The sequence below is a fragment of the Bradyrhizobium sp. TM233 genome (assembly GCF_036247965.1).
GTDB classification, from domain to species: Bacteria; Pseudomonadota; Alphaproteobacteria; order Rhizobiales; family Xanthobacteraceae; genus Bradyrhizobium; species Bradyrhizobium ottawaense.
Map to the genome: position 1 here is coordinate 1,206,671 of NZ_BTIG01000001.1, position 25,963 is coordinate 1,232,633.

A 25,963-nucleotide genomic window follows, 5' to 3' on the forward strand; every position below is an offset into this window, starting at 1 on the left:
TGCGAGGAGCCCTTGCGACGAAGCAATCCAGACTGCCGCCGCGGAGAGATTCTGGATTGCTTCGCGGAGCTTGTCATCGGGCCGCTCTACGCGCGGATTCGGTGGCTTTCAATGGCGGCTGTTGAAGCAGCGGAGCAATCTACCGCCTTGCGCAAAAGTCTCCTATTGCCGCCGCCACGGCCGCGGCAATCGTCTCATGCCGCTCCGGCGAGTTCATCATCATCTCCTCGTCGCGGTTGATGATGGAGCCGGCCTCGAGCAGCACTGCGGCACTGCTTGTCCGCGAGAGGACGACGAGCCCGTCATAGCGGTAGACGCCGAAATCCTTGTCGAGCAACTGGCGCCGGTAACGGCCCATCAGCGGCAAGGTGTATTGACTGGCATAGCGCAGGCCTTGCTCTTTCAACTGTCTGCCGATCATCCGGGCCAGCATCAGGCTGGTGGCGAAATGCGAATTCTGTTGCGACACGAACAGCGAGTGCCCCGAAAAGCGGTCGCTGAAATAGCTCTTTGCGCCGTCGAATTCCCACGTCTCGAGCAGCTTGTCCGGCACCGAATCGTGATGGATCGACAGGAAGAGATCGGCCCGGCCGTCATTAGCGGCACTGACCCGCTTGAACAGGCTCGGCCGCGCCTTGCCGTCCGTGACGAGCAGGCGGGTTGCCGCAAAGCCTTCGGACTTGAGCTTGGCCGTGATGCGCTTTGCGAGAACGAAATTGAAGCCGAACTCCGGATCGTTGCGCGCGCTGAGTGCGCCGTAGGAGTCCGGCGTATGCCCGACATCCACGACGATCCGGAATTTCGGCATCTCACATTTGGCCGATGATTGCGGCTGCTTCGGCCCGGCCTTCGCAACCTTTCGCGCAGCAGCGGCCTCACTGCGACTGGCGGGCGCGAGCGACGACAGCAGGATCGCGGCGACAAGTCCCGCGAAGATGTTGCGCGATTGCCCCAAGCGTTACTCCGCTGCCGCGACGCGTGGCCGGCCAACGAAGCCCGCGACATCGCCGAATCGTTCGAGCATCACCGCGGGCAGATCCTTGGACTTGCCGGTGACGCAGGCGCCCAAGCGCAGATGCGAGGACGGCAGCAGCGCCATTTCAAGCTCGGGCATGCGGAGCATGGCTGATCCTCCCGATCTGTTTCGGGAAGATTGGCGCGAGAGTGCGAGGACGTCAACGCAAGAACGGCTGGCGTGTCCCGGCCGCGTCGCGGCATGAAATGACGCGACGCAGAGCCGGGACCCGGTCTGGCCGCAAAATAGGCCCCGGCTAGCGCATCACTACGTGCTTGCGCTGCGTCCGGGGCACGAGAGCAGCCTAAACCGGCCTCTCCCCCTTCACCGTCACCCGCGTGCCCGAGCGCGTATGCGGCCAGTAGTCCCACATCGCGCGGTGCTGGGTGCAGCGGTTGTCCCAGAAGGCGATGGCGTTCTCGGTCCAGCGGAAGCGGCACTGGAACAGCGGATTTTCGGCGTGCTGGTAGAGATAGGCGAGCATCGCATCGCTCTCGTCGCGCGGGATGCCGTTGATGTGGCGGGTGAAGCCGCGGTTGACGTAGAGCGCCTTCTTGCCCGTGACCGGATGCGTGCGCACCACGGGATGCTCGGCGTGCGGATAGGAGGGGCGGTCGGCGACACCATAGTTCGCGTAGAGCCCGCGATAGATCGGCTCGCCGTCATGCAGCGCCGTGAGCCCATCGAGATAGGTCTTCATGCGGTCCGACAGTGCTTCATAGGCCGCATACATGTTGGCGAACAGCGTATCGCCGCCGCGCGGCGGGCACTGCCTGATGTAGAGGATCGAGCCCATCGGCGGCTCGAGGTCGCATGACACGTCGGAATGCCAGCCCTCGCCGTTCGCGCGCGGCGAGTTCTTGTCGGCGTAGATCTTCATCAACGCAGGGTCTTCGTCCTCATGCGGCGCGGCGGGATGGAAATGCAGCTCGCCGAATTTGCGGCCGAAGGCGAGATGCTGCTGCGGCGTGATCTGCTGGTCGCGGAAGAAGATGACGAGGTTCTCGGCGAGCGCACGGTGGATCTCGTCCATCTGCCGGTTGGAGCGGGCATCGCCATCGACGAGCGAACCGATGTCGACGCCGGAGATTTCCGCACCGATGACGGGTGTGAGCTTTTCGACCGCGATCGTCTCGTAAGGTGCGCCGTCCTCGGCCGCGTGGCGGTAGCGCGGACCCTGCTTGCCGGCGAGTGAGCTCATGGCGTGTCTCCCGATCGTTGTTAGTTGGAGACATCGTAGGCCCCGAGAGCGCGGACGCAAAGAGTGGGAGCCTCGAGTGACGATTGACACACTTATGAAGCTTTAGTAGTGTTTTCGTCTATGGAGCCTTTGCGATGGGCAAATACGATCGACTCGGTGAATTTCTGAAGTCCCGACGGACCAAGGAAATCCCCATGACCTTCGCCGAAATCGAGCGGGTCATCGGAGACAAGCTCCCCCCTAACTCACCTCAATATCCGGCTTGGTGGAGCAACAATCCGACGAACAACGTCATGACCAAGGTATGGCTGGCCGCTGGATTTCGGACTGAACAGGTCGATACGAAAGCCCGCAAGGTCGTGTTTCGGCGGGTTGAGCCGAGTTCCGCGGAGCCGCCGCCCTCGCGCGCCAAGAAGACTGGCCGCCATCCGCTGTTCGGCGCACTCAAAGGATTGGCACATATCCCGTCGGGCGTGGACTTGACGGAGCCGGCAGACCCCGATTGGGGCAAAGTCTATGAGTGAGCCAGCGCCGCTCTTGCTCGATACGCATGCCGCGATTTGGATTGTTGAGGACAAGCCCATCGCCTCGGAAGCAAAGGAAGCGATCGAGGCCGCCTATCGGGCAGGAACCGCAGTCTTCGTGTCCGCGATTACCGCATGGGAAATAGGCTTGCTCGTTGCACGCAACCGGCTGGGCCTTTCCACAAGACCAGAGCGCTGGTTTCAGCGATTGCTTGCCGTCGAAGGAATACGGCTTGCCGAACTCACGCCCGATATCATGATCGCGTCGTCATTCCTGCCGGGTGAACCGCCACGCGACCCCGCGGATCGAATCATCATTGCGACCGCTCGCGATCTTGGCGCGAGCGTGATTACGCGGGATGGCCTGCTGCTCAGATATGGTGAGACAGGCCAAGTCAGCACGATTACATGCTGACCTGAAGAAATCACTCCGCCGCGGTCACCGGCACCTTGGCGCCCTGGCCGTAACGCTGCTCGATGTAGTCGATCACCAGCGCCTTGAAGTCGGCGGAGATGGTCGGCCCGCGCAGGGTGCGGAACTTCTTGCCGTCGACGAACACGGGCGCGGCCGGCGCTTCGCCGGTGCCGGGCAGCGAGATGCCGATATTGGCGTGCTTGGATTCGCCGGGACCGTTGACGATGCAGCCCATCACCGCGACGTTGAGCTCTTCGACGCCCGGATATTTCGTCTTCCAGGTCGGCATCTCGTCGCGGATGAAATCCTGGATCGAGCGCGCCAGCTCCTGGAATGTGGTCGAGGTGGTGCGGCCGCAGCCGGGGCACGCGGCAACCAGCGGCACGAAGGTGCGGAAGCCCATGGTCTGCAGCAGCTCCTGGCCGACCTGCACCTCGCGGGTGCGGTCGCCGCCGGGCTCCGGCGTCAGCGAGATGCGGATGGTGTCGCCGATGCCCTGCTGCAGCAGGATGCCCAGCGCGGCTGAGGAGGCGACGATACCCTTGGTGCCCATGCCGGCTTCGGTGAGACCGAGATGGATGGCGTAGTCGGAACGCGACGCGAGATCCTGATACACGGCGATGAGATCCTGCACCGCCGAGACCTTCGCGGAGAGGATGATGCGATCCTTGGGCATGCCGAGCTCTTCGGCGCGCGCGGCCGAGAGCAGCGCGGACTGCACCATGGCCTCGCGCGTCACGGCGCGCACGTCGCGCGGATTGGCCGAGGCGGCGTTCTCGTCCATCAGCTTGGTCAGCAGCTCCTGGTCGAGCGATCCCCAATTGGCGCCGATGCGGACCGGCTTGCTGTTCTTGTTGGCGATCTCGATGATGTCGGCGAACTGGGTGTCGCGCTTGTCCTTGAAGCCGACATTGCCGGGATTGATGCGGTACTTGGCGAGCGCCTCGGCGCAGGCCGGATAGGCCGCGAGCAGCTTGTGGCCGATATAGTGGAAGTCGCCGATCAGCGGCGTGGTGATACCGCGCTTGGCGAGGCCGTCGCGAATGTGCGGAACGGCGGCAGCGGCTTCCTCGCGGTCCACGGTGATGCGGACCATTTCGGAGCCGGCGCGCGCGAGCGCTGCGACCTGGGCAATGGTACCGTCGATGTCGGCGGTGTCGGTGTTGGTCATCGACTGCACGACGATCGGCGCACCGCCGCCGACGGCGACGTCACCGACCTTGACCTGGGTGGTATGATGGCGCGGCGCAGGCCCCGCGATGTCGGAATCGATGGTGGTTTCGGGCTTGTTCATGGGGTCCAAATATCAGGTTTTGGTGACGTTCAGCAATGCATCGCGCGGCGCCGTAGCGACTTGGCTCGGACGGTTAACCAGAAAAAGCCCAGCAATTACAAGGACGGCTGCCGCCCCGAAGGCCAGGCTTAGGGTGTCGTGCATGATGAAATAGCTACCCACCACGCCAAACAAAGGGGTGATGAAGGTAAAAGCCGACAATTTGCTGGCCGAGTAGGCCTTTACCAGGGCGAACCAAAGCGTGAACGTGGTTCCAACCACCCAGATCGCCTGGAAGGCCATCAGGCCGAGCGACAGCGGCGCCGGGGTGTGCGTGATGGTCTCGCCGAACAGCCAGGCCGCCAGCCCCAGGATCGGGATCGAGATCGCCACCTGATAACCCAGCGCCTTCTCGGGCGCGGCGAACCGCAACCTCGTGCCTTTGGCAACCAGTGTCGTCGCCGCCCACAGCGCGGCGCCACCGACGATCATGAGGTCGCCGAGCAGGACATGCGAATCGACATTGGGCTGCGGCACGCCGATCGCGAGGGCGACGCCGGCAAAGCTGATGGCAAGGCCCAGCCATTGCGAAGCGCCAAGCCGCTCGCCAAGCACCTGGTAGGACCCGAGCGCAACGAAGAACGGCGCAGTATAGAGGAACACCACCGCGCGCGAGGCTGAGGTAAGGCGCAGCCCCTGGAAGATCAGCACGAATTCGATGCCGAACATCAGCCCGGCAACCAGGCCCGGCTTCCACGTGTCGTCATTCTCGAAGAATTTGACGCCGCGAAGCGTGCCGATCAGGAACAGCACCGGCAGCGCACCGGCCGACCGGATCGTGGCCTGCAGCATCGGCGGAATGTCCGGCAGCACCAGCTTCACCGCGATCTGGTTGAACCCCCAGGTCAGGCACAGCATGAGCATCAGGGCGATGGCGCCGGCACTGAGGGGACGTGCGGCGGAATTTATGGCTTGTGGTGAGGACATCTCTTCCCGATTACCGGCTTTGCGCCGTTGTTGCTTTATGCAGCTTTCTGACAATGGGTGCAGACGCCCGTGATCTCCACCACCGACAATTTAGGCGCAAAGCCCGAGCTGCGCGCCGCGGCATTGAGGTCCCCGGCGAAGGAGGCCGACGGAATCTCGCCGACCAGGCCGCAGCGCTCGCAGATCAGGAACGCCACCGCCGAGGTCGCATCGTGGTCGTGAGCGGCACAGGCAAGGTAGGCATTGCGGCTTTCGATGCGGTGCACGAGGCCGTTGGCCATCAGGAAATCGAGCGCGCGATAAACCGTGATCGGCGCCGGCCGCGACATCGATTTGGCAAGCTCGTCGATCACCTCATAGGCGCCGAGCGGGCGGTGGCTGGAGAGCAGCGCTGCCAGCACGTGGCGGCGGATCGGCGTGAATTTCTGCGCGCGTTGCTCGCAGACCTCCTCGGCATGCGCCAGCGCGTCCGCGGTGCAGCGGCCATGATCGTGATCGGGCGCGGGAAATGCCGGCTTTGCGAGGGTCATGCGGCCATGTTCTAGCATTTGGGCCCGGGAACCCAAAGCACGACCCTGCGAACTTTTGCCAGCCATGCTCGCGTTGCGGGACAGCATCCTGTTAATCGGCCATGGAATAATCATAAGCTTGCTTATTATATCCGAAGCTTATGGAGACCAAGCTTATGACCCGCGGGTCCGTCGACCAGAACTTCCTTTTCACGCTCGGTGAGCTCTACCGCCTCTTGCGCGTCTATGCCGACAAGGAGGCATCGCGGTTCGGCATCACCCGCGCGCAATGGGCGGTGCTGGCCAAGGTCGAGCGCAGCGAGGGCATGAAGCAGTCGGAACTCGCCGAGCTGCTCGAGATGCAGCCGATCACGCTGACCCGCCTGATCGACAAGCTCTGCGACAGCGACTGGATCGAGCGCCGCAACGATCCTTCAGACCGCCGCGTCAAGCGGCTGTATCTGAAGAAGGCTGGCCGGCAATTGCTGGGCCGGATGAGCGGGCTGAAGTCCGAGCTGACGGCCAACGCGCTCGACAGCATCACGCCGGCGGACGCCCATCGTCTCCTGACCCAGCTCGAAACCATCAAGGAAAACGTGCGTACCGCGATCCAGACCAGCGGCGCGGAACAGGCGCGCAAGGAGCAGCGCTATGGCTGATCAAGTCCTCAAGTTCCAGCCCGAGCAGAAGACCGACAGCGGCAAACCCACCAGGAAAGCCGGCACCGATCCGCGCCGCCGCCTGGTCGCTGCCTTGCGGCGTTACCGCCGCTTCCTGCTCCTGGTCGTGCTGCCTGTCATCGCCGCCATCGGCGGCATCACCTTCTACCTGCATGGCGGCCGCTATGTCGGCACCGACGACGCCTATGTCGGCGCGCAGAAGGTGCTGGTGACACCCGACATCTCCGGCAAGATCCAGAAGGTCGTCGTGAAGGAAGGCCAGTCCGTCAAGCAGGGCGACGAGCTGTTCGAGATCGACCCCGCTCCGTTTCGCCACGCAGTGGACGAAGCCAAGGCGCAGCTCGCGCAGGCCCGCACGACCTACGACAACCTCGTCGCCAACATCAAGATCTATGGCGACATGCTGGGCCTCGCCCAGCAAGGCATCGATTTGAAGCAGCGCGATGTCGAGCGCAAGCAGGCGCTGGTGAAGAACAATTACGGCTCGCAGCTCGATCTCGACAACGCCTCGAATGCGCTGGTCACCGCCGGCGCGCAGGCGCAATACATCAAGCAACAGCTCTCCAACGCCAAGACGCAGCTGCTCGGCGACCCCGAACTGCCGCTGGAGCAATTTCCGCCCTACGCCCAGGCGAAAGCCAAGCTGGACGATGCCCAGCGCAACCTCGACCATACCGTGCTGCGCGCGCCGATGGACGGCGTGGCGACGCAGGTCGAGCAGATCCAGCTCGGCCGCTATGTCGCCGCCGGCACGCCGGTGTTTTCCATCATCGACGTCGCCCACCCCTGGGTCGACGCCAATCCGAAGGAGAGCGATCTCACCCACGTCACCGAAGGCCAGCCCGTCACGCTTGAGGTCGACGCGTTTCCGAACCACGTCTTCAAGGGCAAGATCGGCTCGCTTTCGCCCGGCACCGGCGCGCAATTCGCGATCCTGCCGCCGCAGAACGCCACCGGCAATTTCGTCAAGGTGGTGCAGCGCGTGCCGATCAGGATCTATTTCGACGAGACCGACAGATATGTGCGGAAGCTGAAAGCCGGCATGAGCGTCTACGCCACCATCGACACCGGCCATCAGCGCTCGCTCGCCGGCCTGCTCGGCCTGTCGGCGACAGCGAGCCAGGATAAAGACTGAGCGCAAGGACTGATCCGATGTCCGGTCCCAATGCCAATTTGATGGTCCCCGGCCTGCGCCGGAACATGGTGACAATCTGCGCCATGACCGCGACCATCATGCAGGCGCTGGACACCACCATCGCCAACGTTGCCCTGCCCTACATGCAGGGCACGCTGTCGGCCTCGCAGGACCAGATCAACTGGGTGCTGACCTCCTACATCGTCGCCGCCGCGATCATGACGGCGCCGGTGGGCTGGATCGCCAACCGCTTCGGCCGCAAGCGCATCTTCATCATCTGCTCCGCCGGCTTCACCATGGCCTCGGTGCTGTGCGGCCTCGCCCAGGACATCAACCAGATGGTGCTGTTCCGCCTGCTGCAAGGCGTGTTCGGCGCCGCCTTGGTGCCGTTGTCGCAATCGGTGATGCTCGACTATTACACGCTCCAGGAACGCGCCAAGGCGATGTCGATCTGGGGCATGGGCGTGATGATGGGTCCGATCATGGGTCCCTCGCTGGGGGCCTGGCTGACCGAGACCTATTCCTGGCATTGGGTGTTCTTCGTCAACCTGCCGTTCGGCTTCATCACCGTGCTCGGGCTGATCGTTTTCATGGACGAGACGGACAGGAATCTCAGCCTCAAATTCGACTGGTTCGGCTTCGCCGCGCTGGCGGTTGCGATCGGCTCGCTGCAGCTCGCGCTCGACCGCGGCGAGCAATTGGGCTGGCTGGAATCCAATGAGATCCTCGCAGAGTTCATCGTATCGGCCGTCGCCTTCTACTTCTTCCTTGCGCACTCCTTCACGACCTCGACGCCGTTCATCCGCTTCGCGCTGTTCCGGGATCGCAACTTCGTCACGGGTTGCATGTTCATGATCGTAATGGGGCTCGTGCTGTTCTCGACCATGGCGCTGGCCTCGCCCTACATGCAGAACGTGATCGGCTATCCCATCATCACCGCCGGCCTGCTGCTGGCGAGCCGCGGCTTCGGCACCTTCTTCGCCATGATGCTGGTCGGCCGCATGATGCGTCATTTCGAGGCGCGCACGCTGATCATCACAGGCCTGACGCTGACCGCGGGCTCGCTATTCCAGATGACCGGCTGGACCGACCTCACCCAGGTGCCGGAGATCGTGACGGTCAGCATCATCCAGGGCTTTGGCTTCGGCCTCGTCTTCGTGCCGCTCTCGACCGTGGCATTCCTGACGTTATCGAACGATCTGCGGACCGACGGCACCGCGATGCTGACCTTGATGCGCAACGTGGCGAGCTCGGTTGGCATTTCCGTCGTCATCGCCGAGCTGACCCAGGGAACGCGGCGGACCTATGCGATCCTGTCCGAGCACATGAACCCGTTCAACCACGCGCTCCAGATGCCCAGCGTCAGCGGCATGATCAACCTGTCCACCGACGTCGGACGCGCCATGGCCGACAGGATGGTCAGCGTGCAGGCGCAGATCATCGCCTTCGCCTACGACTATCAGCTGGTGATGTTCTTCATCCTCTGCACCATCCCGCTCGCCTTGCTGATCGGCTCGACCAAGGCCACGCTGCGCAAGCAGGCGGCGGGACCGGAACATGCGGTGATGGAGTAAAGGCTCGGTCTCCCAATCTCCGCTGTCGTCCCGGACAAGCGAAGCGCAGATCCGGGATCCATAACCACAGGGAGACGCTTTGCGAAGACCCGGAGCTACCAGTCTCGCGCCAAACGTCTCCCTGTGGTTATGGGTCCCTGCGTTCGCAGGGACGACACCGAAATTGTGGCGCGATCTACCCCAACAACTCCTCACACCCCAGATCCTCGACCGCCGCGAACACCCGCTCCAGATTGTTCCACCAGATCACCGGAGGGATGTTGATGCTCCACTGCCAGACCGGCTTGGCGATGTGCCAGAGCACCGACCGACGATAGTCCTGGTCAAGTGCGCCGCGCGTGTAGCCGCTGACACCGCACTGTATCAGCGTCTCGTGATAGAGATTGAGCAGCGAGCGTTCGAGCGCCTGCCGGCGCTCCGGATACCAATGCATTGCCATCATGTAGGCGAGGTCGTGGGTTGGAACGTTGATGCTCCACAGGTCGAAATCGAAGACGCGCACGGTATCGGCAACGCCTGCGCGCGGAAGCAGAAAATTCCAGACATGAGCATCGCCATGGGTGATGCTCAGATGACGGCGGGAATGGTAACGCTGAGAGAGCCGGTCCGACTGATCGATAAGGCGTCGATAGAGGGTGCGCCGCTCCTCGCTGAGGCGGTCACCGAGAGAATCGGCGAAGCGATCGTAATGGCCCGCGAACATCTCCATGCGCTCCGCGCTGTCCTCAGGGCTCGCCCAGGTGCCGATGGTGTCGCCGAGGCTCGGATGGTCCCACCACGCCGCGTGCCAGCGTGCGAGCGTGGTCACGATCGCGATCGTCTGATCGCGCGATGGCGGCAGCGGCCAGGCTGCCGCGATGTCGTGGCTGTCCGTGAGGTCCTCGAGCAGGAGATGCCAGGTGAGGCTGTCCTCGTCGAAATGTCCGTCGAAGCAGCGGGGCACCAGTCCCGGCGGCATGCTCGGCGTCAGTTCCGTGTAATAGGCGACCTCCTGCCGACCGCCATTGGCAAGCTTCTCGGCGAACGCTGCGTTCGCCGTTTTCAGGATCAGCGATTGCGGGGCCCCGGCGGCCTCGCCGACATAGCGCAGGCCGAGACGCACGATATGTGACACGACGGTGTCGCGCTGATGCAGCACCTTCACCTCGCGCACGGCGCCGGCGTCGAGCACGCCGCCCCTGCGCAGCGCCGCCGTCAGTCGGGCTGGCTCAACGACATCAGGCAGTTGTGGAGGTGTCATGAAGTTCACGATGCCCCTGTCCCGCGCCATACTGCACGATCGCAACCCCACGCACCAGCGGCCGAACCCATGCCGCGCTCAAGCCGCCGCGGTCGAGTCCCGCACGGTCCGCACCACGACCGAGCGGAGCTGCTCGAGATTGGCCGCCATGCCGGCGATCGCCTGCCTGACCTCGGCGGCGCGCTCGTTCACGGACGCGGCGTCGCGGCTGACATTGCCGATCTTGGCCGAGACCTCCTTCGCCGCCGACGCCGATTCGGAAATCGACCGCGTGATCTCCCGCGTCGCGGCGTCCTGCTGCTCCATCGCGGCGGCAACCGAGGTCGCCACGCCGTCGATCTCGACGATGTGCCCTCCCATCGTCTCGACGGCATCGACCGCGGCTTGCGTCGAGGTCTGGATCTCGGCGATCAGCCGCGTGATCTCCTCGGTGGATTTGGCGGTCTGGTCGGACAAGGACTTCACTTCGGCGGCAACCACGGCGAAGCCGCGGCCGGCCTCGCCGGCGCGGGCGGCCTCGATCGTGGCGTTGAGTGCCAGAAGGTTGGTCTGGCCGGCGATACCGCCGATGAGGTCGGAGACCTCGGCGATCTTCTTCACCGATCCGGCCAATGCCTGGATGGTCGAACGCGCCTGCTCGCGGCCGGCGACCGCCGATTTTGTGACGGTGCTGGTCCGCACGACCTGGCTTGCGATCTCGCGGATCGAGGCGCTCAGTTCTTCGGCCGCGGCCGAGACGGTCTGCGAGCTGCCGAGGGCCTGGGTGGAGGCCGCCGCGACAGCCTGCGACTGAGCGGAGAGCGACCTTGCGATCTCGGACAGGCTGGAGGCGGCCCGCTCGACGCCTTGCGTCGCCGCTCCTGCCGTGTCGACCGATCGGCCGGTCTCGCGCTCGACGGTCTCGGCCATCTGGTGCAGGGCGGAGCGCTTGGCGAGCGCCGCCTCCTGCTCCTGCCGCAACTGCTCCTCGCGCAGGCGGGAATTCTCGACCGCCGCCCGCTTGAACACCCCAAGCGCCCCCGCCATCGAGCCGACCTCGTCCTTACGGTCAGCGAAAGGAATGTCGGCGGCGAGATCGCCGGTCGCAAGCTTCTGCATCGTATCCGTCATGCGCACGATCGGGCGCACCACGCCGAGGGCGACACCGAGCAGGCCCGCGGCAACGAAGGCGAGGACAGCGGCGGAGACGCCGAGGAGGATATAAAGCATCGAGCTGTCGCGGTCCGCCGCCAGCTTCTCCATGGCGGCATTCTGCTTGTTGGCGCTCTCAACGATGCTGTCGATCACGGCGCGATGCGCGGTGTAGGCGTCCTTGAGCTGCGCATAGGCGCGCTCGGAAGCGGCCGCGTCCTTGGCCTTGAGGGCTGGCAGGAGCTGGTCGGACGCCGTCCAGAACTTCTGCACCTCGGCGTCGGACTTGGACACCAGCGCGGTCTTCAGGTCGGCCGAGAGGCTGGAGGTGACCCAGAACGCCTTGCGCTCGTCGTAGTCCTTGCGGAGCTGGACCAGGCGTTCGCCGTGAGCCGCCAGCTGGTCCGGCTCGCGCATGGCCAGCGTCGCCTCGAGATAGGCCTCGATGACATATTCCGGCGGCGGCAGAATGTCCGCGATGAGGTCGTTGCCGAGCTTGATGTCGGAGTAGAGCGGACCGCCGACCTTGAGCTCTTTCAAGGCGTACAGGCTGGTCGAAACCACGGCGGCAAAACCGATGGCGAGAACGATGCCGAACGCGACAATCGCAGAGGACAACGACAGACGAAATTTCATGAAACAATCCGGGGCGGTGTCGAAACTGCGGCCACCCTAGACGAATACGGTAAATACGGGATTGCTTCGCGCTGGAATTGTATCGCGCGAACCCCGCACAACTACGGGAATTTAACGTCAAGCCATCGGTATTTGGGTCAGAGAGGCTGACGCACACACGTGCGGGAGAATCGTTTCGGCCATTGGCAGCCTCGGCTGCGATGCGCCAGATGAGACATGCGTGCCGAGGATCTAACCTCCCCGGCACGCATTGCCTCACACGTCGAAGAACACCGTCTCGTTGTCGCCCTGAAGCCGCAGGTCGAGCCGGTAGGCCGGCTTGCCGGCCTCGCGCACCGCGGTCAGCGTGGCGCGGCGCTCGGTGGGCACCAGCGCCAGCACCGGATCGGCGGCGTTGCCGGCCTCGTCGCTGAAATAGATCCGGGTGTAGAGATGTCGCAGCATGCCGCGGCCGAACACCGCGAGGAGGATGTGCGGCGCCTGCGGCTTGCCGTCGGGATCCGGCACCGCGCCCGGCTTGATGGTCTCGAACGCGTAATTGCCGTCCTTGTCGGTGCCGCAACGGGCAAAGCCGCGGAAGCTCGCATTCGGCAGCGCACGCTTGTCCTGCGGGTCGGCGAAGCGGCCCTGCGCGTCCGCCTGCCAGATCTCCAGCATGCAATCCGGCACGGCAACGCCGTCACCGTCGAACACACGCCCCTCGATGCGGATGCGCTCGCCGGTGACGTCCGGCGTCAGCGTCGAGTTGGTGAACGCGTCGTTCCAGGCGTATTCGCCGTTCGGCGTCAGGCCGTATTTGAAGAACGGACCGACCGTCTGTGATGGGGTGATCCCGTCGGGCGTCACAGAATCCTGCACTTAGTGATTCTCCATGGGGGTGGCGTTCTTGCCGCGCAGCACGACGTCAAAGCGGTAGCACAGCGCCCATTCGGGCTGGGTGTTCTCGAGATCGAACGAGGAGACCATCCGCGCCCGCGCCTTCTCGTCCGGCACCGAGTTGAAGATCGGATCGAACGGGAACAGCGGATCGTTCGGAAAATACATCTGCGTCACGAGGCGCGTGACGAAGGAATGGCCGAACACCGACAGATGGATGTGCGCGGGACGCCACGCATTGTGGTGATTGCCCCAGGGGTAGGCACCCGGCTTGATGGTGACGAAGCGGTAGTAGCCGGCAGCATCGCTCGCGGCGCGGCCGGCCCCCGTGAAATTCGGATCGAGCGGTGCCGGATGCTGGTCGCGGACATGGACGTAGCGGCCGCAGGAATTGGCCTGCCAGATCTCGACCAGCGAGTTCGGCACGCCGCGGCCGTCCTCGTCGCGCACATGGCCGTGCACGATGATGCGCTCGCCGATCGGCTCGCCCTTGTGCTGGGTGGTAAGGTCGTTGTCGCCCTCGCGCACGGTCTCGTGGCCGTAGACCGGACCGGTCAGCTCCGACAACGTGTGGCGCATCGGGATCAAGGGCTTGTTCGGCGCACGCTTGATCGAGCTCTTGTAGTCGGGCGACAGCGGCAGCGGATGCGCCTTGTTGCTGTCAGTGGGATAGATGAATGTCATGGGCGAACTCCTCCCCGGCCATTGTGGCCCGGCCGGACAACTTCCGCCAATCATTATAGGATATAACTAATTGGGGGAAGCGGGTTTGAGCCCTATTTGATCGGCGGACGCGGCAGCACGGCTTCCCCGACTTCGAGCCGGTAGACATGGTCGAGCGAATACCAAGGCGTCGCAATATCGCGTTCGGTCGGATGTGGCGCGTCATGCCGCAGGAACTTGCCGATCAGCGCCTGCGTCACGCCGAACTGCACGTCGCTGTCGATATGGGGATCGTTGGGATCGTAGACCTGCGAGATCAGGACCTTGAAGCCCGGCTTGAAGATCAGGGCATGCAGATGCGCGGGGCGATAGGGATGGCGGCTCTGCGCCTCCAGCAGGCGGCCGACCACGCCGTTGGTCGGAATGGGATAGCCGATCATCATTACCGAACGAAACGAGAAGCGCCCATCCTGGTCGGTCGCGAACTTGCCGCGCAGGTTCATGTCGGCCTGGTCGGGATCCTGGTTCTCGTAAAGGCCCACCGGAGAAGCGTGCCAGACATCGACCTCGGCGCCGACGACCGGACGGCCGTCCTTGTCCACGACGCGGCCGCTCACGAACAGTGGCGCGCCGGGGGTCTCGGAGCGGACGATCGATCCGCCATTCTCGACCCGCGGCGAGTTCAACCGCCAGAACGGCCCGAGCAGCGACTGATCGGTTTCGGTATTGCCCTGATCGCCGTTGTTGAGCAGGCACACCAGCGGCGAGACGCCGAGCGAGCCCGCCATCAGCACCACTTCGTTGTGCGTGTCGGTGGTCAGCTTGCCTAGCTCGGCGATGACAGCGGTGGCATCGCGAAACTCCTTCTCGGTCAGGCGGACGTCGCGCACGAAGCCGTGCAAATGCTTGACCAGCGAGATCATGATCTGACGGAGCCGCGGATCCGATGTCCGCTCCATCACCGCCAGTGCCGCGGCCGTGACGTCCTGCTCGCGCTCGATGATCATGGGACGGTCCTTGAAGCGACCCGCGTAACGCCAACACTGTCATTCCGGGATGGTCCGAAGGACCAGGCCCGGAATCTCGAGATCCCGGGTTCAGCCCTTTCGGGCTGCCCCGGGATGACGGGACGCGTAGCGTCCCGTCAGTTCAGCTTCTCGATCGCGACCGCCACGCCCTGGCCGACGCCGACGCACATGGTGGCGAGCGCGAGCTTGCCGCCGCGCTTCTCCATGCCGTGGACGGCGGTGAGCGCGAGGCGCGCGCCGCTCATGCCGAGGGGATGGCCGAGCGCGATGGCGCCGCCATGCGGATTGACGAAATCCGCATCGTCAGCGACGCCGAGCTGGCGCATGCAGGCAATGCCCTGCGAGGCGAAGGCCTCGTTGAGCTCGATCAGGTCGAAATCGCTGATCTTCTTGCCAAGACGCTCCATCAGCTTGCGGGTCGCGGGCACGGGACCGATGCCCATGATGCGCGGCGGCACGCCGGCCGAGGCGAGGCCGAGGATGCGCGCACGGGGCGTCAGGCCGTGCTTCTTCACCGCGGCTTCGGATGCCAGGATCATGGCCGCGGCGCCGTCATTGACGCCGGAGGCGTTGCCGGCGGTGACCGTGCCGGGATTGCGCACGATCGGCTTCAGTTTTGCCAAACCTTCCAGCGTGGTCTCGGGACGCGGATGCTCGTCCTTGTCGACCGTGATCGGGCCAGCCTTGCCGCCGGGAATGGTGATCGGGATGATCTCTTCCGCAAAATAGCCGGCGGCGATCGCCTTGCCTGCGCGCTGCTGCGAGCGGATGGCGAAGGCGTCCTGGTCGGCGCGCGAGACCTGGAATTCCTCGGCGACGTTCTCGCCGGTCTCCGGCATGGCATCGACGCCGTACTGCGCCTTCAGCAGCGGATTGATGAAGCGCCAGCCGATGGTGGTGTCGAAGATCTCGGCCGAACGCGAGAAGGCTTCCTGCGCCTTGCCCATCACGAAGGGCGCGCGGGTCATGGATTCGACGCCGCCGGCAATGGCGAGCTCGATCTCGCCGGAGCGGATGGCGCGACCGGCCGCACCGACCGCATCCAGGCCGGAGGCGCAGAGCCGGTTGAGCGTCTGGCCGGGAACCGAGTCCGGCAGACCTGCGAGCAGCAGCGCCATGCGGGCGACGTTGCGGTTGTCCTCGCCGGCCTGGTTGGCACAGCCGAAGAAGACTTCGTCCACCTGCGCCCAGTCGAGATTGGGGTGTTTTGCCATCAGCGCCTTGATCGGGGCCGCCGCAAGATCGTCGGCACGCACTTTGGCGAGCGAGCCGCCGAAACGGCCGATCGGGGTCCGCACGGCATCGCAGATAAAGACGTCACGCATCGCTGTTCTCCCTGAATGCCGCGGTTCGGCCAGAATTCTTCAATGACGGCGGAGTTTTAGGAGGGCGCCCGCAGCAGGTCAATTGACCGATACACGCGTGTTCCGAGGGGGCCACACGCCGGCCACGCATGCCGCGATGCGGACAACGTGGAAAACCCGCTCCTCCCGGCCAAAGCGATAGGAGCAGGAGGCGAAATTTTGTAGGTTGCGCCGCCCATGACAGTACAACAGCCGATACCCGTGCCGCCCCCCGACGAAGTGCCCGCCTCGCCGGCGGAAGCCATCGCGCGCGTGACGCCGATGATGGAACAGTACCTGGAGATCAAGGCGGCGCATCGGGGCCTGCTGCTGTTCTACCGGATGGGCGATTTTTACGAATTGTTCTTCGAGGACGCCGAGATCGCCTCCAGAACGCTCGGCATCGTCTTGACCAAGCGCGGCAAGCATCAAGGCGCGGACATCCCGATGTGCGGCGTGCCGGTCGAGCGCTCCGAGGATTATCTGCACCGCCTGATCTCGGCCGGCCACCGCGTCGCGGTGTGCGAGCAGACCGAGGATCCTGCGGCCGCGAAAGCGCGCGGCAACAAGAGCGTGGTCCGCCGCGGCGTGGTGCGGCTGGTCACGCCGGGCACGCTGACCGAGGACACGCTGCTCGATGCCCGCGCCAACAATTATCTGCTCGCGATCGCGCGCGCCCGCTCCTCTGCCGGCGGCGACCGCTTCGGCCTCGCCTGGATCGACATCTCGACCGCCGAGTTCACCGTGATGGAATGCTCGGGCGGCGAGCTCGCCGCAACGCTGGCGCGCATCAACCCGAACGAGGCCATCGTCACCGACGCGCTCTATAACGACAACGAGCTCGGACAGACCTTGCGCGAGCTGCCGGCCGTGACACCGCTGACCCGCGACGTCTTCGACGGCGCCACCGCCGAGAAGCGTCTCTGCGACTACTTTGCCGTCGCGACCATGGACGGGCTGGCGCAGCTGACGCGGCTGGAGGCTACCGCAGCCGCAGCAGCCGTCACCTATGTCGACCGCACTCAGGTCGGCAAGCATCCGCCGCTGTCGCCGCCCGCGCGCGAAGCCTCGGGCGCAACGATGGCGATCGACCCGGCCACGCGCGCCAATCTGGAACTGACGCGAACGCTCGCCGGCGAACGCCGCGGCTCGCTGCTCGATGCGATCGACTGCACGGTAACCTCGGCGGGCTCGCGCCTGCTTGCCCAACGCCTGGCCGCGCCGCTGACGGATGCGCCGGCGATCGCGCGTCGGCTCGATGCGGTCAGCGTCTTCGTCGCCGATTCAGCTGCGCGCGAAGACATCCGCAGCATCCTGCGCGGTGCGCCCGACATGTCGCGGGCGCTGGCGCGTCTATCGGTCGGCCGCGGCGGCCCGCGCGATCTCGCGGGGCTCCGCGACGGCATCATCGCCGCCGACCAGGTGCTGGCGCGGCTTGGCGAACTCGATCAGCCGCCGCAGGAGATCGCGGCGGTGATGGCGGCCTTGCAGCGACCGTCGCGCGAGCTCGCATCCGAATTCGCCAGCGCGCTCGACGAGCAGCTGCCGCTGATCAAGCGCGACGGCGGCTTCGTTCGACAGGGCTATGAGCCCGCGCTCGATGAAGCCCGAAACCTGCGCGATGCCTCGCGTCTCGTCGTCGCCTCGATGCAGGCGCGCTACGCCGACATGACGTCCGTGAAAGGCCTCAAGATCCGGCACAACAACGTGCTCGGCTATTTCGTCGAGGTCACCGCGCAGCACGGCGACAAGCTGATGTCGGCGCCGCTGAACGCCACCTTCATCCACCGCCAGACGCTGGCGGGGCAGGTGCGTTTCACCACCTCGGAACTCGGCGAGATCGAAGCCAAGATCGCCAATGCCGGCGACCGCGCCCTCGGGCTCGAGCTCGAGATTTTCGAGCGGCTGTCAGCCAAGGCCATGGCGATCAGCGACGATCTGCGCGCCGCCGCCCACGCCTTCGCCTTGCTCGACGTTGCGACATCACTGGCAAAACTCGCGGTCGACGACAATTATGTGCGGCCGGACGTGGACGACTCGCTCGGCTTTGCGATCGAGGCCGGCCGCCATCCGGTGGTGGAGCAGGCCTTGAAGCGCAATGGCGAGCCGTTCATCGCCAATGCGTGCGACCTCTCGCCAAGCCCTGCGCAAAAGTCCGGCCAGCTCTGGCTGCTCACCGGTCCCAACATGGCCGGTAAATCGACCTTCCTGCGCCAGAACGCGCTGATTGCCCTTCTTGCCCAGATCGGCAGCTTCGTGCCGGCCACGCGGGCGCGGATCGGCATCATCGACCGCCTGTTCTCCCGCGTCGGCGCCGCCGACGATCTCGCCCGCGGCCGCTCCACCTTCATGGTGGAGATGGTCGAGACCGCGGCGATCCTGAACCAGGCCGGCGAGCGCTCGCTCGTGATCCTCGACGAGATCGGCCGCGGCACCGCGACCTTCGACGGCCTCTCGATCGCCTGGGCCGCGATCGAGCATCTGCACGAAAGCAATCGCTGCCGCACGCTGTTCGCCACGCATTATCACGAGCTGACCGCGCTCTCGGCCAAGCTGCCGCGGATGTTCAACGCCACCGTGCGGGTGAAGGAATGGCAGGGCAATGTCGTGTTCCTGCACGAGGTCCTGCCGGGCTCGGCCGATCGCTCCTACGGCATCCAGGTGGCCAAGCTCGCCGGCCTGCCGCCGGCGGTGATCACGCGCGCGAAGTCGGTGCTCTCCAAGCTGGAGGCGCAGGACCGCGGCCAGACCGCGCGGGCGCTGGTGGACGACCTGCCTCTGTTCGCCGTGCCCTCGCGCGCGGCGGCCGAAGCCGCTCCGCCGAGCGAGGCGGACCTCTTGATGGATGCCGTGAAGGCGCTGCATCCGGACGAGATGTCGCCACGCGAGGCGCTGGATGCGCTCTATGCCTTGAAGGCCAAGCTGCCGAAGCAGTGAAGGTGCAGCAGGGTGGGTTAGCCGAAGGCGTAACCCACCACGTCCGTCACCGCAGAAACTGAAGAGGTGGGTTACGCTGCGCTAACCCACCCTACGCTTCCGAGCGTTTGCCTACGCCCTCGCCGCGATCGCCGCGGCCTCGGCGGCCGCGCGCTGCATGCTGGTCGACATCTCGTTCGTCACCGTGCTCTGCTCTTCGACGGCAGCTGCCGTCGAGGTGACGTATTCGCTGACATTGTTGATCGCCTGCTTGATCGAGCCGAGCGCGCTGACGACGTCGCCGGAGATGCCGTTGAGGCTGCCGATCTCCTGGCCGATCTTGTCGGTGGCCTGCTTGGCCTGATTGGCGAGGCTCTTCACTTCGGAGGCGACCACGGCAAAGCCGCGGCCGGCTTCGCCGGCCCGGGCGGATTCGATCGTGGCGTTCAGCGCCAAGAGGTTGATCTGGCCGGTGATGCTGTTGATCATCTCGACGATGCCGCTCATCGACTGCGCCGCCTCGGTGAGGCGCTGGGCCTGAGCGTCGGCGGAGGCGACCTGCTCCACCGCGCTCATCGCGGTCTCGCGGGACTTGGTCATCGCCTCGGAGATCTCCCGCACCGACGCGTTCAGCTCCTCCGAACCGGCGGCGACGGATTCCATCATGCCGCGCACGCGCTCGTTGCCCATGCGGACCAGCACCTGCTTCGTGGTGTCGGTGGCATATTTCACGACCTTGAACGGCCTGCCGTTGAGGTCGAGGATCGGGTTGTAGGAGGCCTGGATGTAGACCTCCTTGCCGCCCTTGCCGATGCGCTTGTATTCGGCCGCCTGGTATTGACCGCGGTTGAGCGCGGCCCAGAACTCGCGATAGGCGGCGCCGTCGCGCTCCGAGGGCTCGACGAACATGCTGTGGTGCTTGCCCTTGATCTCGGCCAGCGAGTAGCCGAGCGTGCCGAGGAAGTTGGCGTTGGCGGTGATGATCGTGCCGTCCATGTTGAACTCGATCACGGCCTGCGCCTTGTCGATGGCCGCGATCTGACCGGCGAGATCGGCGTTCTTCAGCTTCTCCGCAGTCACCTCGGTCGCGAATTTGACGACACCGTACGGCTTGCCCGTCTCGTCGAGCAGCGGATTGTAGGACGCGAGAATCCAGACCTCGCGGCCGCCCTTGCCGATCCGCTTGAATTCACCGGCCTGGTAGTCGCCGCGGTTGAGTGCGGCCCAGAACTCGCGATAGGCCGCGCCGTTGCGGTCGGCCTCGGCCACGAACAGGCTATGATGCTTGCCCTCGATCTCGACCAACGAATAGCCGAGCGCCTTGCAGAAATTCTCGTTGGCGGTGACGATGGTGCCGTCGAGCCTGAACTCGATCACGGCCTGGGCGCGGCTGATGGCGGCGATCTTCGAAGCATCCGTCATGCTCCGCATCTTCTTCGCGGTGATGTCGGTCGCGATCTTGGCGACCATCACCGTCTTACCATTGCCGTCGAGCACCGGATTGTAGGCTGCTTCGATCCAGACTTCGCGGCCGCCCTTCGCGATCCGCTTGAACTCGCGGGCCTGACACTCGCCACGGTTCAACGCAGCCCAGAACGCCTTGTACTCGGCGCTGTCGCGCTGGTCGGCCGGCAAGAACATGGAATGATGCTTGCCCTGGATCTCGTCAAGCTGATAGCCGAGGGCGTCGAGAAAGTTCTTGTTGGCCGTGATAATCGTGCCATCCAGATTGAATTCGATCATGGCCTGGGAGCGGCCGATCGCATCGAGCCGTGCTTGTGCATCAATCTGGGACTTGCGACCGAACATCAAAGAATCTCCATCTCGAAATTACGTGGACAGCTCGTAGGGGAAGTGACCGTCGCGGCGAAACAGCCGTACTCAAATAACAATTCCCGCGAGTCCCGGCACTCGGATGCAGCTGGGACGAGTTCGCGCCGATGACAGCGGAGCGGGTATGCAGGATCATTCCTACGGTAAAAGCTCGAATAAAGTTCTAATAGAAGTGTCGGAAACTAGCAGGACCGGGAACGATCCGGCGGGCGTCGAGAGCAGCCATCCGCGGCCCTGCGACTTGAAATGACGTTTCTCATTCAATGGCTTGGGAAGATGCTGCGCTGCCAATCGGCATGAGACGGAGTTTCCGACACCTCCTTTCGCGACGCGATGTCGCGCGTGTCCGTAGTCTCACGGCCCTTGCCGCGCCTTGTGCATCGCGCGTCTGCCGATTCCCCACAGCGTCAGATTCCAGGCGACGCAGGTGCCGAGCGCGAGACAGAGACCGGCGGCCGAGCCGAACGACACCACTGCAACGTGCAGGACGGCGATTGCGGTGCCGAATCCGAGCAGACCCCAGGCGGAGTTGGCGAGCACGGCGGCGGTCGGGGGGCCGCCGATCCGCGGATGCAGGATCACCATGATGCTGGAGAACACGACGGGATACAGCGCGATGATGCCGCTGATGCGGGGGCCGACCCAACCCGAGGTCGAGACCACGATGGCGACCAGGGTCGCGACCAGTGCAGCCCGCATCGGCACGTCGTACCAGCGACGCGTGACCAGCGGCATCTTCACATGGCGATAGCCCGCCAGCAGCGGAATGCAGATGCCGAAGGCGATCAGATTGGCGGCGAGCCCGGCGGCGAGCGACCAGTCGAACTGGCGGATGATCGAGGCAAGCACGATCCAGACGGCAACCGCACTTCCACAACTCACCGCGAGACCATGCCGCTGCGCCAGCACGACATAAATGAGGCACATGAAGATCGTCGCAGCATTGATCGGAAGGCTCGCCAGCGAGCCCTGCGCGATGAAGGCGGCATCGTGGTCGAGCGCGAGGAAGACGTAGGAGGGACCGGCCGAGATCGGCAGGGTCGCGACCAGCGCACCGATCACCGGACCCGCGCGCTCGGTGATGATCGAGGCCGTCACGACGAACGCCGCCGCGATCGCCATGCGCAGGAGAAGAAAGAGGAGGAAGTGGAGATCGGGGGACATTCTGTCTGTCATTCCGGGGCGCGCGAAGCGCGAGCCCGGAATCCATAGCCACAGGCCGTACTGGTTTGAGAGCTGGAGCAACGACCGTGCGAAATCACGACGGCCTGGGGTTATGGGTTCCCGCCTCCGCGGGAACGACACCATCCGTGGAGTAGCGGCTTTCGCCCCTCACATCCGCTGCATCGACACCGAAACCTTCGGGCCGTTCTTGATGGTCTGGTAGACCACGCAATAGCGCTCGGTCAGCTTGAGCAGGAGATCGAGCTTGTCCTGCGGCGCCGATGCGTCGACCTCGAAGCGCAGACGGATCTCGGCGAAGCCGACCGGGGTCTCCTTGTCGACGCCGAGCGTGCCGCGGAAATCGAGATCGCCCTCGGCATAGACGTTGCCGGTTTTGAGCGGCACCTCGATCGCGGTCGCGACCGACTTCAGGGTGACGCCGGCACAGGCGACGAGCGCCTCAAGCAACATGTCCCCGGAGCAGAGCTCGAGGCCGGAACCGCCGGTCGCCGGATGCAGGCCGGCAAGCGCGATGGCGCGGCCGGTCTCGACCTTGCAGGCGATGCCCTCGCTGTCGGTGGAGCCCTTGGCCTTCAGCGTGATCAGCGCGGTCTTGGGATCGGTCTTGTAGCGCTCCTTGATCGGAGCCTGCATCTGGCGCAGCTCTGCAGCGTCCATTTTCGTTCTCTCCCGGAAAATTGCCCCTCGATGTACCGGTTCAGAGCGAAATTGTCACCACCACATGGCCTGACCGGGACCCTGGGTTGCGTCACGGTCGGGCACATTGCGGTCGAGCGAACGGTCGAGTGACGTCAGCACACTTCGCTTGAAATTCTCGAACAGCGGTGAATTGCGGTCGCGTGGGCGGCCGAGATTGATCTCGATCTGGTCGAACAGCCGCCCCGGTCGCGGCCGCATCACCAGGACGCGGTCGGCGAGCACCACGGCCTCGTCGACGTCGTGTGTGACGAGGATGAGCGTCGGCCGCGTATCGGCCCAGAGGTCGAGCAGATGATCCTGGAGATCCCTGCGGGTGAAGGCGTCGAGCGCGGAGAACGGCTCGTCAAGCAGCAGCACCTCCGGCTGCGGCACCAGCGCCCGCGCGATCGCAACCCGCTGCGCCTGCCCGCCGGAGAGCTCGCGCGGCCAGGCCTGCGCCTTGTCGGCGAGACCAACGCGTTCGAGCGCGCGCGCCACCTTCTCGCGGCGCTCGGCCGCGGGCAGATCGGCGAGTCCAAAACCGATATTGTCGGCGACGCTGAGCCAGGGCAGCAGCCGCGGCTCCTGGAAGATGATGCCGATCTTGGCATGCGGCGAGACGATCGCCTCATTGTCGAGCGTCACCGTGCCCGAGCTGGCGCGATCGAGCCCGGCGACGGCGCGCAGCAGCGTGGACTTGCCACAGCCGGAGCCGCCGATGATGGCGATGATCTCGCCTTGCCTGATTTCGGCGGAGAAGCGCGAAAGCGCCTGCACGCCGTTGGGATAGGTCTTGCTGACCCGGTCGAGCGCCAGCATTGCCTCAAGCTCCCTTCGCGCGCCCGAAGGCATCCTGCCAGCGCAGGAACGGTGCGGCCGCAACCTCGATCAGCCAATCGGTGAGCTTGCCCAGGATGGCGAAGATCACGATGGCGGCGAGGATCTGCGCGGGCTTGCCGAGCTGCTGGCCGTCGAGCAGGAGATAGCCGAGCCCTTCGGAGGCGCCGATCAGCTCGGCCGCGACCACGAACATCCAGCCAAGCCCGAGGCCGACGCGCAACGACACCACATAGGCCGGCAGCACCGCCGGCAAGAGGATGCGGCGGATCATCGCCGGGCCGGACAGGCGGAAGGTACGGCCGACCTCCACGATCTTGCGATCGACGATGAGGATCGCCCCCATCACGCCGAGATAGACCGGGAAGAACACGCCGACCGCGATCAGCGCGACCTTCGAGGTCTCGAAGATGCCGAGCCAGAGGATGAACAATGGCACCCAGGCGAGCGAAGGGATTGCACGCAGCGCCTGCACGGTCGGATCGAGCAGCCGGCGCGCCAGCGACCAGTAGCCGGAGACGGCACCCAGCAACGTGCCGGCGATCACGCCGAAGGCGAAGCCGAGCCCGACGCGCCACAGCGTTGCGGTGATGTGGCGGACCAGCTCGCCGGAGCGGGCGAGCTCGGCGAGGGTGGCAAAGACGCGCGAAGGCGGCGGCACCAGCCGGCCGTTGGACCAGCCGAGCCACACCACGAGCTCCCAGCCGGTCGCGAGCGTCAGCGGCAGCAGCAATCCCAGCACCGGCCGCGCATAGCGCGCGGCGCGCGAAGGCGCGGCGGCGGTCTCGGCCGGTTCCGAGGATTGCTGCAAGGCTGGCGCGTCGGAGATCATGGCCGGTAGGAAGCGCGTCTTGTGTGGGATTGCAACAGTGTTGCCAAGTCTCAGCCGTCGTCCCGGCGAAGGCCGGGACCCATAACCACAGGAAGGAGTGGTTATAGGGACTCGGAGTTACCACGTTCGCGCCAAACCGCTCCCTGTGGCTATGGGTCCCGGGCTCGCTTCGCGCCCCGGGACGACGGCGGTGGTTGCCGCACGTGCTCTTTCCACCTGCGTAGCCCGGATGGAGCGCAGCGCAATCCGGGAATCGCATCGCGGGAAAGACCGTCCCGGATTACGCTGCGCTCCATCCGGGCTACGAGACCGAGATCAATTCGTCGGCAGCGGGACCTGGTCGTCGATCAGCGCGTCGAGCGTCGCCTTCACATCAACCTTGGCATCGACGACGCCCGCCTGCTGCAAAGCGAGGCCCGCAGCCAGGATCGACTCGCGCTGGGCTGCGCCGATGCGGCTGTGGGTGAGCTCGGTGCGCTCCTTGAGCTGCTTGTCGACGACCGCGTCGGGAAGTTTTGTGACCGCGATGAAGGTCTTCTTGAGCTCGTCGTAATTCGCCAGCGAGTATTTGCGCGCCTCTTCGTACACCGCGAGCACGCGGCGGGCGGCATCGGGATAGTCCTTCAAGAACTGCTCGCGCACATTGAGGATGCCCCAGGTGTTGGCATCGGCCTTGCGATAGAACAGTTTTGCGCCCTCCTCGACCTCGGCCTGCGCCATCATCGGATCGAGGCCGGCCCAGGCGTCGACGTCGCCGCGGATCAGCGCGGTCTTGCCGTCGGCGTGCTGGAGCAGCACAGGGGTGATGTCCTTTTCGGTGAGGCCCGCCCCGAGCAGCGCGCGCACCAGGAAGATGTGCGGATCGGTGCCGCGCGTCACCGCGACGCGCTTGCCCTTGAGGTCGGCCACACCGGCGATCTTGGAATCCTTTGATGTCACCAGCGCCGTCCACTCAGGGCGCGAATAGACATAGATCGACTTGATCGGATTGCCGTTGATGCGGGCGACCAGCGCCGCCGAACCGGCGGTCGAGCCGAAATCGATCGAGCCGGCATTGAGGAATTCGAGCGCCTTGTTGGAGCCGGCCGACTGCACCCAGGTGACGGTGATGCCGTCCTTGGCGAACTCCTTCTCCAGGAGCCCCTTCTGCTTCAGAACCATCGACACCGGATTGTAAGTCGCCCAGTCGATGCGGATTTCCTTGAGCGGATCGGCCGCCTTGGCCGCGGGGGTCATTGCGAGCGCAACCGCTCCCGCCAACAGAATGCGTCGTGTAATTCCGGTCATGCCCAGCCTCCTCCAAAACTTCATTGTTTTTCAATGAGTTATATCTAGAGGTCAACGAGAAAATCCGCCCCTTGAAAGCGCGCCGGCCGAGAACAGATTTGCCCAAAGCCGCAGCTTTCCAGCATGGAACGACTATTGCCAGAGAATGGCGGGTGACAGCGCCTG

Annotated in this window: 24 protein-coding genes; 6 read left to right on the forward strand and 18 right to left on the reverse strand. The window is 64.9% G+C overall.

The annotated features are described in order from the left end of the window. Positions 1–139 precede the first annotated feature (139 nt). From AABA86_RS05665 to AABA86_RS05675, 3 genes are all read right to left on the reverse strand, one after another. A complete protein-coding gene (locus AABA86_RS05665; protein WP_338306068.1) occupies positions 140–955 on the reverse strand; it encodes an N-acetylmuramoyl-L-alanine amidase in 816 nt (271 codons plus the stop codon). A gap of 3 nt (positions 956–958) precedes the next feature. Then, on the reverse strand, positions 959–1,123 hold the full coding sequence (locus tag AABA86_RS05670) for a hypothetical protein (protein ID WP_338306070.1): 165 nt from the start codon (positions 1,121–1,123) through the stop codon (positions 959–961). 196 nt (positions 1,124–1,319) lie between these two features. Next, a complete protein-coding gene (locus AABA86_RS05675) occupies positions 1,320–2,216 on the reverse strand; it encodes a TauD/TfdA dioxygenase family protein (protein WP_338306072.1) in 897 nt (298 codons plus the stop codon). 134 nt (positions 2,217–2,350) lie between these two features. Between AABA86_RS05675 and AABA86_RS05680 the strand changes: the two genes are divergently transcribed. Continuing rightward, on the forward strand, positions 2,351–2,740 hold the full coding sequence (locus AABA86_RS05680; protein ID WP_338306073.1) for a DUF7662 domain-containing protein: 390 nt from the start codon (positions 2,351–2,353) through the stop codon (positions 2,738–2,740). After that, entirely contained in the window at positions 2,733–3,155 is a 423-nt protein-coding gene (locus AABA86_RS05685; RefSeq protein ID WP_338306074.1) for a type II toxin-antitoxin system VapC family toxin, read from the forward strand. Before AABA86_RS05680 ends, AABA86_RS05685 begins: the two co-directional genes overlap by 8 nt. 10 nt (positions 3,156–3,165) lie before the next feature. Here AABA86_RS05685 and ispG read toward each other — a convergent pair whose 3' ends face one another. From ispG to AABA86_RS05700, 3 genes are read right to left on the reverse strand one after another with little or no spacing between them, the layout of a single operon-like run. Then, complete coding sequence (gene ispG / locus AABA86_RS05690) at positions 3,166–4,449, reverse strand: flavodoxin-dependent (E)-4-hydroxy-3-methylbut-2-enyl-diphosphate synthase (RefSeq protein ID WP_212243751.1); 1,284 nt, start codon at positions 4,447–4,449, stop codon at positions 3,166–3,168. 12 nt (positions 4,450–4,461) lie between these two features. Next, positions 4,462–5,415 (reverse strand): DMT family transporter, encoded by a 954-nt coding sequence (locus AABA86_RS05695; protein WP_212244121.1) that lies wholly within the window; start codon positions 5,413–5,415, stop codon positions 4,462–4,464. A 35-nt stretch (positions 5,416–5,450) separates the two neighbouring features. After that, a complete protein-coding gene (locus AABA86_RS05700) occupies positions 5,451–5,945 on the reverse strand; it encodes a Fur family transcriptional regulator (RefSeq protein ID WP_212243748.1) in 495 nt (164 codons plus the stop codon). 155 nt (positions 5,946–6,100) lie between these two features. Here AABA86_RS05700 and AABA86_RS05705 point away from each other — a divergent pair, with 155 nt between their 5' ends. From AABA86_RS05705 to AABA86_RS05715, 3 genes are read left to right on the forward strand one after another with little or no spacing between them, the layout of a single operon-like run. After that, positions 6,101–6,583 (forward strand): MarR family winged helix-turn-helix transcriptional regulator, encoded by a 483-nt coding sequence (locus AABA86_RS05705; protein ID WP_212243746.1) that lies wholly within the window; start codon positions 6,101–6,103, stop codon positions 6,581–6,583. Then, positions 6,576–7,739 carry an HlyD family secretion protein gene (locus AABA86_RS05710; RefSeq protein ID WP_212243744.1) on the forward strand — a complete coding sequence of 388 codons (1,164 nt, stop codon included), beginning with the start codon at positions 6,576–6,578 and terminating at the stop codon, positions 7,737–7,739. Before AABA86_RS05705 ends, AABA86_RS05710 begins: the two co-directional genes overlap by 8 nt. A 17-nt stretch (positions 7,740–7,756) precedes the next feature. Then, on the forward strand, positions 7,757–9,313 hold the full coding sequence (locus AABA86_RS05715) for an MDR family MFS transporter (protein ID WP_338306076.1): 1,557 nt from the start codon (positions 7,757–7,759) through the stop codon (positions 9,311–9,313). A 175-nt stretch (positions 9,314–9,488) separates the two neighbouring features. On the opposite strand, the gene AABA86_RS05720 is transcribed toward AABA86_RS05715, so the two are convergent. The 6 genes from AABA86_RS05720 to pcaF form a co-directional block, all read right to left on the reverse strand. Further along, on the reverse strand, positions 9,489–10,583 hold the full coding sequence (locus AABA86_RS05720; RefSeq protein ID WP_338306078.1) for a phosphotransferase: 1,095 nt from the start codon (positions 10,581–10,583) through the stop codon (positions 9,489–9,491). A 48-nt stretch (positions 10,584–10,631) separates the two neighbouring features. Further along, positions 10,632–12,320, reverse strand: a complete 1,689-nt coding sequence (locus tag AABA86_RS05725) for a methyl-accepting chemotaxis protein (RefSeq protein ID WP_338306080.1) — start codon at positions 12,318–12,320, stop codon at positions 10,632–10,634. A 255-nt stretch (positions 12,321–12,575) separates the two neighbouring features. Continuing rightward, positions 12,576–13,178 (reverse strand): protocatechuate 3,4-dioxygenase subunit alpha, encoded by a 603-nt coding sequence (gene pcaG / locus AABA86_RS05730; protein WP_212243730.1) that lies wholly within the window; start codon positions 13,176–13,178, stop codon positions 12,576–12,578. Continuing rightward, the gene (gene pcaH / locus AABA86_RS05735; RefSeq protein ID WP_338306083.1) at positions 13,179–13,880 is read right to left on the reverse strand and encodes a protocatechuate 3,4-dioxygenase subunit beta; all 702 of its coding nucleotides are present in this window, start codon (positions 13,878–13,880) and stop codon (positions 13,179–13,181) included. 92 nt (positions 13,881–13,972) lie between these two features. Then, positions 13,973–14,866, reverse strand: coding sequence for a dioxygenase family protein (locus tag AABA86_RS05740; protein ID WP_338306084.1), 894 nt, complete (start codon positions 14,864–14,866; stop codon positions 13,973–13,975). Positions 14,867–15,003: 137 nt separating this feature from the next. Next, on the reverse strand, positions 15,004–16,212 hold the full coding sequence (gene pcaF, locus AABA86_RS05745; protein ID WP_063199236.1) for a 3-oxoadipyl-CoA thiolase: 1,209 nt from the start codon (positions 16,210–16,212) through the stop codon (positions 15,004–15,006). Positions 16,213–16,428: 216 nt separating this feature from the next. On the opposite strand from pcaF, the gene mutS reads away from it, so the two are divergent. Then, a complete protein-coding gene (gene mutS, locus AABA86_RS05750; RefSeq protein WP_338306085.1) occupies positions 16,429–19,167 on the forward strand; it encodes a DNA mismatch repair protein MutS in 2,739 nt (912 codons plus the stop codon). A gap of 111 nt (positions 19,168–19,278) precedes the next feature. Here the strand turns inward: mutS and AABA86_RS05755 are convergent, their stop codons facing one another. The 6 genes from AABA86_RS05755 to AABA86_RS05780 form a co-directional block, all read right to left on the reverse strand. After that, positions 19,279–20,955, reverse strand: coding sequence for a methyl-accepting chemotaxis protein (locus tag AABA86_RS05755; protein WP_338306087.1), 1,677 nt, complete (start codon positions 20,953–20,955; stop codon positions 19,279–19,281). A gap of 378 nt (positions 20,956–21,333) precedes the next feature. Next, positions 21,334–22,143, reverse strand: a complete 810-nt coding sequence (locus tag AABA86_RS05760) for a hypothetical protein (RefSeq protein ID WP_338306089.1) — start codon at positions 22,141–22,143, stop codon at positions 21,334–21,336. 168 nt (positions 22,144–22,311) lie between these two features. After that, positions 22,312–22,821: an OsmC family protein gene (locus AABA86_RS05765; RefSeq protein ID WP_338306091.1), complete on the reverse strand. Its 510-nt coding sequence runs from the start codon at positions 22,819–22,821 to the stop codon at positions 22,312–22,314. 54 nt (positions 22,822–22,875) lie between these two features. Next, positions 22,876–23,661 carry an ABC transporter ATP-binding protein gene (locus AABA86_RS05770; RefSeq protein ID WP_212243724.1) on the reverse strand — a complete coding sequence of 262 codons (786 nt, stop codon included), beginning with the start codon at positions 23,659–23,661 and terminating at the stop codon, positions 22,876–22,878. Between the two features lie 4 nt (positions 23,662–23,665). Continuing rightward, on the reverse strand, positions 23,666–24,511 hold the full coding sequence (locus AABA86_RS05775) for an ABC transporter permease (RefSeq protein WP_338306093.1): 846 nt from the start codon (positions 24,509–24,511) through the stop codon (positions 23,666–23,668). Between the two features lie 315 nt (positions 24,512–24,826). Further along, complete coding sequence (locus AABA86_RS05780; protein ID WP_212243721.1) at positions 24,827–25,798, reverse strand: aliphatic sulfonate ABC transporter substrate-binding protein; 972 nt, start codon at positions 25,796–25,798, stop codon at positions 24,827–24,829. Positions 25,799–25,963 lie beyond the last annotated feature (165 nt).